The organism is Marinobacterium nitratireducens (assembly GCF_014645375.1).
In the GTDB taxonomy this organism is placed as follows: Bacteria; Pseudomonadota; Gammaproteobacteria; order Pseudomonadales; family Balneatricaceae; genus Marinobacterium_A; species Marinobacterium_A nitratireducens.
Map to the genome: position 1 here is coordinate 216,536 of NZ_BMLT01000002.1, position 11,566 is coordinate 228,101.

Consider the following 11,566-nt stretch of genomic DNA (forward strand, 5'->3'; position numbering starts at 1 on the left):
TCGCTCCTTGAATCGTCATGTGCGATCCCCCCCCATGGTATTCACCGGCAGCCTGCCGTCGACGTGGTCATTGCCGAGGTCGCCGCGCGCGCGCATGGCCAGAATCACCACGAAAGCGGTCATGGCGAAGCCGATTACGATGGCGGTCAGCACCAGCGCCTGCGGCAGCGGGTCGGCGTAGTGCTCGGAGGTGCCGAGCACCGCGGCGCCGTCTTCGGTGAGGCGGCCGGAGGCGAACAGAAACAGGTTAACCGCGTAGGACAGCAGCGTCAGGCCGACGACGACCGGAAAGGTGCGGCCGCGCAGGGTCAGGAAAATACCGCAGGCGGTCAGCAGGCCCACGCAGAAGGCGTAGAGGGCTTCCATCAATCTTGCTCCTTGGTCACGGGGCGTTCGCTGGTGGTCATCTGGCCGAGGTTCGCCAGTATCAGCAGGGTCGCACCCACAACGGTGATATAGACGCCGAGGTCGAAGACCATGGCGCTGGCGAGTTCGAATTCGCCTACCAGCGGCCAGTGGAAATGGTCGAACCAGGACGTCAGGAAGGGACGCTGGAACAGCCAGCTGGCGACGCCGGTGAGGGCGGAAATCAGCACGCCGCAGGCGATCATGCGGTGGTAGGCGATATCCAGGCGCGTCTTCATCCAGTCGACGCCATGGGCCATGTATTGCAGGATCAGCGCCACCGCGGTAACGAGGCCGGCGATGAAGCCGCCGCCGGGCAGGTTGTGGCCACGCAGGAAGATGAAGACCGATACCAGCAGCGCCAGTGGCAGCAGGCTCTGGGAGATGACCGCCAGGATCATGGGGTGGCGGTCGAGAGCCCACTGGCGGCCTTCGCTGTCGCCTGAGGGCATGAACAGCCGCAGTCCTGCCAGCAGGTTGTAGATGCCGAGCGCGGCGATGCCGAGTACGGTGATCTCGCCCAGGGTATCGAAGCCGCGGAAATCGACCAGGATGACGTTGACCACGTTGGTGCCGCCGCCGCCGGTCTTGCTGTTGGCGAGGAAGAAGTCGGAGATGCTGTGCAGCTCACGCGTCATCAGGGCATAGCAGATGGTGCCGATGATGCCGCCGATCAGGCCGGCGATGCAGATATCGCGCAGAATGCGACGCGGGCTCGACTCCTTCGGTGTTTTCTGCGGCAGGAAGAACAGCGCCAGCATCAGCAGGATGATGGTCACGACCTCGACCGCCAGCTGCGTCAGCGCCAGGTCAGGGGCCGAGAAGCGGGCGAAGGCCAGCGACACCACCAGACCGACCACCGAGAGCATCAGCAGCGCGATCAGGCGCTGGCGGTTGTAGATCACGGTCCCGAGGCCCGCGACCACCAGCAGGCCGCCGGCCACCAGGCTCGGGATGTCGACCGGCAGGTGCGCACGCTTGCCGGTCAGGTGGGTCAGTTCGGTCAGCGCCGGCCATAACATCAGTATCAGCAGCATCAGCATCAGCAGCAGGTAGCGTTGCAGCGAGCCGTTTTCGAGCCAGTCGAGCAGCTTGCCGGCCGCGTCCTGTACCCGCCGCATGGCCATCTCGAAGGACTCGCTGGCATTCCATTCCGGGAACTGCTTCTGAAAGCGGAACAGGTGGGCGCGGTGGAAATAGACGAACAGGCCGCCGGCCATCGCCACCAGGCTCATCAGCAGCGGCAGATTGAAACCGTGCCAGATCGCCAGACTGTAGTCCGGCAGCTCTCCGCCGAGCACCGCCGAGGAGGCGATGTTCAGCAGCGGGCCAACGACAATATTCGGCAGGATGCCGACCAGCAGGCACAGGCCCACCAGTATTTCCACCGGCACCTTCATGTAGCGCGGCGGCTCGTGGGGCGTCTTCGGCAGATTGATCGGTTCGCCGTTGAAGAAGACGTCGTGAATGAAGCGTACCGAGTAGGCCACCGAGAAGACGCCCGCCAGGGTCGCCAGCACCGGAATCATCCAGGACAGCGAGCCGAGGAATTCCTGTTCCAGGGTTTCGGCAAAGAACATCTCCTTGGACAGGAAACCGTTGAGCAGCGGCACGCCGGCCATCGCCGAGGCGGCGATCATCGCCAGGGCGGCGGTGTAGGGCATGTACTTCCAGAGGCCGTTGATGCGGCGCATGTCGCGCGAGCCGCACTCGTGGTCGATGATACCGGCCGCCATGAACAGCGACGCCTTGAAGGTGGCGTGGTTGATGATGTGGAACACCGCCGCCACCGCCGCGAGCTTGGTGCCCAGACCGAACAGCAGCGTGATCAGACCCAGATGACTGATGGTGGAGTAGGCCAGCAGTCCCTTGAGATCATGCTTCAAATTGGCGAAGTAAGCGCCCACCAACAGGGTTATCAGCCCGGTGCTGCTGACCACGATGAACCACAGCTCGGTACCGGCAAGCGCCGGGTACAGCCGCGCCAGCAGGAAGATGCCCGCCTTGACCATGGTGGCCGAGTGCAGGTAGGCGCTGACCGGGGTCGGCGCTGCCATCGCGTGTGGCAGCCAGGAGTGGAACGGGAACTGTGCCGACTTGGTGAACACGCCGGCCAGGATCAGCAGCAGCGCTGCCGGGTACCAGCGATGTTCGCGGATCAGGTCGCCGCTTTGCAGGATGACGTCGAGATCGAAGCTGGCGGCGATGCGGCCGAGCAGCAGGATACCCGCCAGCAGTGCCAGGCCGCCGGCACCGGTGACGGTCAGCGCCAGCCGTGCGCCGCGCCGGGCCTCCGGCTTGTGCCACCAGAAGCTGATCAGCAGATACGAGCTGATGCTGGTCAGCTCCCAGAACAGCCACAGCTGCAGCAGGTTGCCGGACAGCACGATGCCGAGCATCGCGGTCATGAACAGCATCAGGTAGGCGTAGAAACGCCCCATCGAGTCCTTTTCGGAGAGATAGTATCGGGCGTACAGGATGACCAGCAGCCCGATGCCGAGAATCAGGACGGAAAACAGCAGCGCGAGGCCGTCGAAGCGAAAGCTCAGGTTCAGTCCCAGCGCCGGAATCCACGATATCGTGGACTTGATGCTGCCGGTTTCGGAGAGCTGCGGAATCAGGCTGAGGATCAGTGCCAGCGCCAGTGCCGGAAGTGCGGCCGTGGCCCAGGCGCAGCGGGTCCTGCCCCAGTGCGCGGTCAGCGCCGCAATGACGGCGCCCAGCAGCGGCAGCAGCGGTATCCACATCAAGGTCATGCCGAGTTTTTTCCTGCGTTAATCTTGTTAGGTCGTCCCTGCATCGGCCGGACGCGTCTGGATCAGGTTTCGTCTTTGCTCGGCGGCACGTAGCCTTCCGCCTTGGCGAAGTCCTCGCCGCTCATGAACTTTTCCATTTCCTGCTGCAGAAAATCACGGGTCGACGGGTCCATCAGGCTCAGGTGCTTCTCGTTGATCAGCATGGTCTGGTGTTCGGTCCACTCCAGCCAGGCTTTCTTGGAGACGTTCTCGTAGATATCCATGCCATTCGGGCCCGGGTACGGTGGGCGCTCGAGTCCTTCGAGTTCCTGTTGGTACTTGCGGCAGAATACGGTACGGCTCATCAGAATCTCCGTTTAAAGGGGCTTAGGCTTGGGGCAGACATTCCAGCAGGCGCTTGACCGGAGCCGCGAGGCCAATACTGGAAGGTTGGCGTATGTTATACCAGAGTCGCGGCGTGCCTTCCATGACAGCTCCCGCATCGCGCAACTTGACAAGAACCGGCGTGATATCGAGGTGAAAGTGGCTGAACGTGTGCCGTACCGGCTCAAGTGGCCGGGCCGAATCGAGCGCCAGCGCGAGGCCGGACTCGCCCTCGGCATCGCGCAGATCGGTCGCCTCCGGCAGGCTCCAGAGACCGCCCCAGATACCGCTCGGGGGGCGTTGCTGCAGCAGTACCTCACCGTCTTCATTGCGGATCAGAAGCATCAGCGTCTGGCGTACCGGCAGCGTCTTTTTCGGTCGTGGCGCCGGCAGCTCGCCGGTGCGGCCCTGGGCGAACGCTTCGCAGTGCGGCTGCAGCGGGCACAGCAGGCAGCTCGGCTTGCCGCGGGTGCAGAGAGTGGCGCCGAGATCCATCATCGCCTGGGTGTAATCGCCGACCCGGGCGTGCGGGGTGTTGCGCTCGGCGTGCTGCCAAAGCTCCTTCATCACCGCCGGTGCGCCGGGCCAGCCGTCGACGGCGTAGAAGCGCGCCAGCACCCGCTTGACGTTGCCATCGAGAATGGCGGCGCGACGTCCGGTCGAGATCGACAGGATGGCGCCGGCGGTGGAGCGGCCGATGCCGGGCAGCGCCTCGAGTCCGTCGACGCTGTCGGGAAAGATGCCGCCGAAGTCATCGGCGACGATGCGCGCGGCCTTGTGCAGGTTGCGCGCCCGGGCGTAGTAGCCGAGCCCGGTCCAGAGGTGCAGCACCTCGTCCTGCGGCGCCTCGGCCAGGCTGTGGACGTCGGGAAAGCGCTCGATGAAACGCTCGAAGTACGGGATCACCGTCGCCACCTGGGTCTGCTGCAGCATGATTTCCGAGACCCAGGTGTGGTAGGCGGTCTTGTGCGCCTGCCATGGCAGATCGTGGCGACCGTGGCGGTCGAACCATTGCAGCACTGCGGTGTGGAACTGTTGCGGAGTCATCAGTTGCCGAACAGCCCCTTCAGCAGATCCTTGGCCTTCTTGGCTTCCTCGCCGAGCCGGTCCTTGAGCTTCTGGTCCACTTCCTCCTCGACCTTTTTCTGCACTTCCTGCTGCAACTGCTGCTTCAGCAGGTCCTCGAACACGCTCAGGTCCGGCCGGCAGAGTTCCGCCGGCGGGGTGTCGAAGCTGCCCTTGCAGTTCACGGGCCACTCCACGCCCTGGATCTTGTTGTTGACCGAACAGCTCTGCTTGAACAGGTTCTCCTCGATCGACAGGCCGAGGCGGTAGTCGAGGGAGCGTTGCGGCAGGTTGACCGAGCCGCGCCCCTTGAGGGCCATGGCGTCGAGCGAAGCCGCCAGATCCTGGTTGCTGATCACGCCGTTGCTGATGCGGAAGTTGCCGCCGAGGTTGGCGAACGGCGTCGAGCGGTCGACCTGCTGGGCGTTCACGCCCAGGCTGCCAAGGGTATTGAATCCCTGGCAGATGGTCTGCGCCATGCTGATGCCCTCGATGGTACCGTCGGTAACGTTGAAGTTGGCGCTGCCGCCGAGACTGTTGACGATGGCGTCTACCGAACGGCCGTTGGCGCTGATATCCGCCTGACTGCTGAGGGTGCCGGTGATACGCGGGTTTTCACCGGTCAGTGTCTGCAGCAGGGTGCCGATCTGCAGGCCGCTGACGTTCTTCTTCACCTGCAGGCGTACCGGTGTCTGGCGTACATCCAGTCTGGCGCTGCTGCGCACGCTGCCGCCGAACAGGTTGGCGTTGATGCGGCTGAAGTCGGCGATGCCATCCCGGGCGTCGAGTGCGAGTTCGACATCGCGCATGGCGACGCCGGATGCGGTCAGCTGCTTGAGTCCGAGCCGCAGGTCGAGGTTGAGGTGCTGCAATGGCTCGACCGGGATAACGGGCTCTTTCGAGTAGCCTGCATCGCCAGACGTCTGCTGGCTGCTGTCGCCGGATGCCGGTGTGCCGGCCTGTCCGTTCCCGGGCGGCAGGTAGCGGTCGGCGTCGAGCTTGTCGCCGTCCAGCTGCAGGCTCAGCCGGCCGCTGTTAAGGTCGTAGCCGAAACGGCCGCTGAAACGGCTGTCGTCGAGGGTCAGCGTCAGCGGTTGCAGCGCAAAGGTGTTGGCCGGGCCATTGATCGCGGCGCCGAAAGCGACGCGGGTCAGTGCATTGCTGTCGGCGGTTTCCGGTACCGGCTGGCCCAGGCTGGCGAGCAGAGTGCGGGCGTTGAACTGCGCTACCTTGAGATCGCCACCGAATTTGGGGGCGGCAAAATCCTGCACCGACACCGAACCGGCGGCGCTGATATCCGCGAGCTTCAGACTGAGGTTGTCGATACGCGCCAGCTCCGAGGCCAGGTCTGCCGACAGATCGCCGCCGAGCTGCAGCTCCAGTGGCTTGTCGCCCAGGGCGGCGGTGGCCAGCGAGAGGGTGCTGTCGAGACCCCGCAGGCGGTACTGCTGAGCCTGTGGATCCAGCTGGGCTTCCGCCTGAAGCGTCACGCCGGCCTGCAGGTCGGTGCCGGCAGCGCTCTGCTGCAGTTCGAACCCGAGCTCGAGCGGGAACCAGGCGCCCGCCTGAACACGGCCGGTCGTGACTGCCAGGTTCTGCAGGGTCAGCTGGCTGCCGGCCTTGCGGTCGTCAAGGCTCAGGCGCCCGTCGCTGACCCGGATGCTTTCGATATCGAGTGCCACCGGCGCGGTGGTTTCTGCGGCTTCCGGCGCGGGCGCGGAGGCGCTGGGCGGTGGTTCGCCGGCGGCTGAGTCCGCAGCGGTTGCGGCAGTGGCGGGCGTCCAGTTGTCGCTGCCGTCGGCTTCGCGAACCAGGTTGAGTTCCAGCGCGCTGACTTCGACGCTGCTCAGCTGCGCCTGACGCGACAGCAGCGGCAGCAGCTTGACGGCCACCCGGGCCTGGCCGAGGCTGGCCAGTTCCGGCTTTCCGGGATAGCGCGCCTGGACGCCGTTGAGTTCGAGGCCCAGCCAGGGGAACAGCGTCCAGCCGATGTCGCCATCGATGGACAGCTCCAGTCCGGCCTTGTCCAGCGCCAGCTTTTCGATGTCGTCCTTGTAGTCGTTGGGGTCGATGAAGATACCGAGCAGGACCCCTGCCGCCGCCACCAGGACAACTACCAGGCCCACCAGACCCAGTATCAGCTTCGCCATGCCTTTCATGCCTGCCTCCGTTCGTGTTCTGTGGCCGCCAGCATAATCGCTTCCTGCCAGGATGCAATGGCTGGGCCAGGGATGGCCCCTGTGCAAAAAACGCAAGGAGCAGTATTTTTTGCCTGGGCCAGGGATGGCCCTTGTGCAAAAAACGCATGGAGCAGTTTTTTTGCCTGGGCCAGGAAGTCACCCGGGCCGCTCTCGACAACAACATGCCGAGAACGGTTTTCCAGCCAGTCTGCGGCAATACGCAGTGGCCGGTCGCTCCACCTCATTGGCACAACTTCCCGCGTTACTGCGCGCACCGTCTTTTGTAGGTTGGGTCTAGGCCCGAAGGGCCGTAACCCAACATCAACCTGCATGGTTGCCAGCCGACACCCATCGATCTGTACTACGATCGATATTGCGGGTTCCGCGATGCCCGTAATTCACGGCTGGCGTACAGCTCGCTGCGACGCATCGCCGTACCCGGCCTCCGGTCCGTGCCTCTCACCCGTCCGGCTTGCCGAAAAGCCCCCGGCTCGTGCGTGGCCGCGTGGTTAGATGTATAATCGCCCGCCTGATTCAAGCTATCCGGAGAGCCCCATGGCAGAGCGTACCGCCACGGTCACCCGCAATACCCTCGAGACCAAGATCACCGTCTCCGTCAACCTCGACGGCAGCGGCAAGCTGAAAGCCGATACGGGCGTGCCCTTTCTCGAGCACATGCTGGACCAGATCGCGCGCCACGGCCTGATCGACCTCGATATTCACTGCGAGGGTGATATCCATATCGATGATCACCACAGCGTCGAGGATATCGGTATCACCCTGGGGCAGGCGTTCGCCCAGGCGGTGGGCGACAAGAAAGGCATCATGCGCTACGGCCATGCCTATGTGCCGCTCGACGAGGCGTTGTCGCGGGTCGTCATCGACTTCTCCGGTCGTCCCGGCCTGCATATGGACGTCGAGTTCACCCGTGCCGCTATCGGAAAGATGGACACCCAATTGTTCTGGGAGTTCTTCCAGGGTTTCGTCAATCATGCGTCGGTAACGCTGCATATCGACAATCTCAAGGGCTTCAACGCGCACCACCAGGCCGAAACCATCTTCAAGGGCTTCGGCCGGGCGCTGCGTTTTGCGCTGCAGATCGACGAGCGTGCCGCCAATCAAATGCCGTCGACCAAGGGGTGCCTGTAATGCCCGATGTCGTGACCGACTTCCAATTGAACCCGGGGGCAGCACCCGATGCGCCTTCTCAAGCCAAGGGGGGCCTCTGATGTCGAGCATCGCGGTAATCGACTATGGCATGGGCAACCTGCACTCGGTGGCCAAGGCGTTGGAGTTCGTACAGCCCGGCGTCGAGGTGAGGGTCACCGCCGATCCTGAGCAGGTGCGCACGGCGGACCGGGTACTGCTGCCCGGTGTCGGCGCCATCCGTGACTGCATGGCCGAGATCCGGCGCCTCGGCGTCGATCGCGAAGTGGCCGAGGCGATCGCCTCCGGCAAGCCGTTCCTGGGCATCTGCGTCGGCTATCAGGCGCTGATGCAGGACTCCGAGGAAAACGGCGGGGTGCCGTGCCTCGGCGAGTTCGACGGCCATGTGCGTTTTTTCGGCGACAACCTGAAGGATGAGTCTGGCGAGAAGCTCAAGGTGCCGCATATGGGCTGGAATTGCGTCGAGCAGAGCCTCGACCACCCGCTCTGGGCCGGCATCGAGAATGGCAGCCGCTTCTATTTCGTGCACAGCTACTACGTCAAGCTCGACAACCGCGACCAGGTCGCCGGTACCTGCAACTACGGCCTGGACTTCGACGTCGCGCTGCACCACAAGAACGTGTTCGCGGTACAGTTTCACCCGGAGAAGAGTGCCAAGCCGGGACTGCAGCTGCTGAAGAACTTCCTCGAGTGGGATGGCAACGCCAGTTAACAGATTGGAGTTAACAGTGAACAGACAGTGGTTTCCAGTTGGCGGAAGGCAACTGGAAACTGTGAACCTGCCACTGTTAACTTACTACCAACAGTGAGATTCCAATGCTTATTATCCCTGCGATTGATCTGAAAGACGGCAAATGCGTGCGCCTGCGCCAGGGCCGCATGGACGACTCCACCGTCTTTTCCGACAACCCGGTCGAGATGGCTGCCAAGTGGGTGGACGCCGGCTGCCGCCGCCTGCACCTGGTGGACCTCAACGGCGCCTTTGCCGGCACCCCGGTCAACGGCGAGATCGTCAGCGCCATCGCCAAGGCCTACCCGAATCTGCCGATCCAGATCGGCGGTGGTATCCGCAGCGCCGAGACCATCGAAGCCTATCTCAAGGCCGGTGTCGACTACGTCATCATCGGCACCAAGGCGGTGAAGGAGCCCGACTTCGTCACCGAGATGTGCAAGCAGTTCCCCGGTCACATCATTGTCGGTCTCGACGCCCAGGACGGCTACGTCGCCACCGATGGCTGGGCAGAGGTGTCACAGGTCAAGGCCGTGGATCTGGCCAAGCGTTTCCGCAACGACGGCGTCTCGTCCATCGTCTACACCGATATCGCCCGTGACGGCATGATGCAGGGCGTCAACGTCGAGGCCACCGTGGAGCTGGCGCGCGAGGGCGGCATTCCGGTCATCGCCTCCGGCGGCGTCACCAACATGGACGACATCCGGGCGCTGGCCGCGGTTGCCGGTCAGGGTATCCTCGGCGCCATCACCGGCCGTGCCATCTACGAAGGCACCCTGGACGTGGCCGAAGCGCAGCAGTACTGCGACCAGTCCGGCAACTGAGGAGAGATTCCATGGCTCTGGCGAAACGCATCATACCCTGTCTCGACGTCGAGAACGGCCGCGTGGTCAAGGGTGTCCAGTTCGTCGATATCCGCGACGCCGGCGACCCGGTGGAGATCGCCCGCAAGTACGACGAGCAGGGCGCCGACGAGATCACCTTCCTCGACATCACCGCCAGCCATGAGGGCCGCGACACCATGGTGCATACCGTGGAGCGCATGGCGTCCCAGGTGTTCATTCCGCTGACCGTCGGCGGCGGCATCCGCACCTGCGAGGATATCCGCAAGCTGCTCAACGCCGGCGCCGACAAGGTGTCGATCAACACCGCAGCGGTGTTCAACCCGGAATTCGTGCGCGAGGCGGCCGAGCGCTTCGGCTCCCAGTGCATCGTGGTGGCGATCGATGCCAAGAAGGTGTCGATGCCGGACGAGCCCGACAAGTGGGAGATCTTCACCCATGGCGGCCGCAAGCCGACCGGTCTCGACGCGGTCGAGTGGGCGCGCAAGATGGTGGACCTGGGGGCAGGCGAGATCCTGCTGACCTCGATGGACCGCGACGGTACCAAGAACGGCTTCGATCTGGGCGTGACCCGCGCCATTTCCGAAGCGGTGCACGTGCCGGTGATCGCCTCCGGTGGCGTCGGCAACCTCGACCATCTGGTCGACGGCTGTATCGAAGGCAAGGCCGATGCGGTGCTGGCGGCGTCGATCTTCCACTTCAACGAGTACAGCATTCCGCAGGCCAAAGCCTATATGCGCGAGCGCGGTATCGAAGTGCGCCTCTGATCAGTTATTGCTGAATCCCCGTAGAAAAAGCCGCGGCTCCGACAGAGACCGCGGCTTTTTTGTGGGATGAGAAGCTACAATGCGTGAACGAAATTTTCTGTAGGGCACCATGAGCGCAGCGAATCGTGCCAGGTCTACAGGTGCGCTTCGTTTCACTCAGGGCACCCTACGTTCTGACCCGCATCGCGGCGGGCCGAATGAACGTAGGGCACCATGAGCGCAGCGAATAGTGCCGGTCCGACGTTTTATGCAAACTGAAGGATTAGTTATGCTCTATCGCTGGATTATATCGCTCTGGCTTTGCCTGGCCGCCACGGTTGCCGGGGCTGTAACGGTACGGGTGGCGCCGCTCGAAAGCCTGGTCAAGACGGTGGAGCTGAGCGCGCCGGCGCAGGTCGTGGCCGAGGATCACAGCGTATTGAGCGCCCAGATCGGTGGGCTGGTCGAGTCGATGCCGGTAAGGGTTGGCGATCACGTCTCGGCCGGGCAGTTGCTGGTTCGGCTCGAGTGCAGCGATTACGAACTGGCGTTGCAGCAGGCGCGCGCGAGCCTGGATTCCCTCGATGCCCGTATCGTCCTGGCACGCCAGCAGCTCGAGCGGGTGAAAACATTGGTCAAGCAACGTAATGTCTCGGTGGAGCTGCGCGACCAGCGCCAGAGTGAACTCGAGCAGCTTACGGCGGAGCGGGCCGGTTCCGTGCTGTCGGTCGAGAAGGCCGGGCTTGCGGTTAAACGTTGCAGCGTCAATGCTCCGTTCGACGGCATCGTGACCGAGCGTCCCGGCTCCGAAGGAAGCCTTGCCAGCTCCGGTACGCCACTGCTGCGACTGCTGAGGGACGAGGCGCTCGAGGTCGAGGCGCAGGTGCCGATGGAGCAGGCCGGGAGTCTGCAGCAGGCCGCTGTCCTGGCCTTCGAAAATAATGGAAGGCGCTACTCACTGGAGCTGCGCACCGTGCTGCCGCTGGTGGACAGCCGTACCCGAACCCGCCGAATCCGGCTCGGATTCAGCGGCGAGCCGGCACTGGCCGGCAGCAGCGGTCGACTGCTGTGGCAGGCGCCGCAGCCGCGCCTGCCGGCTGCGCTGGTGGTCCGGCGCGAAGGGCAGCTGGGTCTTATGCTGTATCGGGATGGCCGGGCCGAGTTCAGGCCGCTGCCCGGGGCGCTCGAGGGTCAGGCCGCGGCGGTGGATCTGGCCCCGGATACGCTGGTGATTATCGAGGGGCAGTACGCGGTCAACGACGGCGAGCCGGTACAGCGGCAAGGGACGGCAACGGCGGCGGCAGAGGAGTAG

General features: G+C 64.0%; 10 protein-coding genes. 5 read left to right on the forward strand and 5 right to left on the reverse strand.

What is annotated here, in order from left to right; genetic code table 11:
* Positions 1 to 15 precede the first annotated feature (15 nt).
* From IEX85_RS03950 to IEX85_RS03970, 5 genes are all read right to left on the reverse strand, one after another.
* Positions 16 to 366, reverse strand: coding sequence for a Na+/H+ antiporter subunit C (locus tag IEX85_RS03950; protein WP_188858538.1), 351 nt, complete (start codon positions 364 to 366; stop codon positions 16 to 18).
* Positions 366 to 3,161, reverse strand: a complete 2,796-nt coding sequence (locus tag IEX85_RS03955; RefSeq protein ID WP_188858540.1) for a monovalent cation/H+ antiporter subunit A — start codon at positions 3,159 to 3,161, stop codon at positions 366 to 368. The genes IEX85_RS03950 and IEX85_RS03955 overlap by 1 nt, the downstream gene beginning before the upstream one ends.
* A gap of 62 nt (positions 3,162 to 3,223) precedes the next feature.
* On the reverse strand, positions 3,224 to 3,505 hold the full coding sequence (locus IEX85_RS03960; protein WP_188858542.1) for an oxidative damage protection protein: 282 nt from the start codon (positions 3,503 to 3,505) through the stop codon (positions 3,224 to 3,226).
* A 22-nt stretch (positions 3,506 to 3,527) separates the two neighbouring features.
* Entirely contained in the window at positions 3,528 to 4,571 is a 1,044-nt protein-coding gene (mutY, locus tag IEX85_RS03965; RefSeq protein WP_188858544.1) for an A/G-specific adenine glycosylase, read from the reverse strand.
* Positions 4,571 to 6,748 (reverse strand): AsmA family protein, encoded by a 2,178-nt coding sequence (locus tag IEX85_RS03970; protein ID WP_188858546.1) that lies wholly within the window; start codon positions 6,746 to 6,748, stop codon positions 4,571 to 4,573. The genes mutY and IEX85_RS03970 overlap by 1 nt, the downstream gene beginning before the upstream one ends.
* Before the next feature lie 576 nt (positions 6,749 to 7,324).
* Here IEX85_RS03970 and hisB point away from each other — a divergent pair.
* The 5 genes from hisB to IEX85_RS03995 all read left to right on the forward strand — a co-directional run bounded on the left by hisB (position 7,325) and on the right by IEX85_RS03995 (position 11,566).
* Positions 7,325 to 7,918 carry an imidazoleglycerol-phosphate dehydratase HisB gene (gene hisB / locus IEX85_RS03975; protein ID WP_188858548.1) on the forward strand — a complete coding sequence of 198 codons (594 nt, stop codon included), beginning with the start codon at positions 7,325 to 7,327 and terminating at the stop codon, positions 7,916 to 7,918.
* 79 nt (positions 7,919 to 7,997) lie between these two features.
* Entirely contained in the window at positions 7,998 to 8,648 is a 651-nt protein-coding gene (gene hisH / locus IEX85_RS03980; RefSeq protein WP_188858550.1) for an imidazole glycerol phosphate synthase subunit HisH, read from the forward strand.
* Positions 8,649 to 8,752: 104 nt separating this feature from the next.
* Positions 8,753 to 9,490 carry a 1-(5-phosphoribosyl)-5-[(5-phosphoribosylamino)methylideneamino]imidazole-4-carboxamide isomerase gene (gene hisA, locus IEX85_RS03985; RefSeq protein WP_188858552.1) on the forward strand — a complete coding sequence of 246 codons (738 nt, stop codon included), beginning with the start codon at positions 8,753 to 8,755 and terminating at the stop codon, positions 9,488 to 9,490.
* Between the two features lie 11 nt (positions 9,491 to 9,501).
* Positions 9,502 to 10,275, forward strand: coding sequence for an imidazole glycerol phosphate synthase subunit HisF (gene hisF / locus IEX85_RS03990; protein WP_188858554.1), 774 nt, complete (start codon positions 9,502 to 9,504; stop codon positions 10,273 to 10,275).
* Positions 10,276 to 10,543: 268 nt separating this feature from the next.
* Positions 10,544 to 11,566, forward strand: coding sequence for an efflux RND transporter periplasmic adaptor subunit (locus IEX85_RS03995; protein WP_188858556.1), 1,023 nt, complete (start codon positions 10,544 to 10,546; stop codon positions 11,564 to 11,566).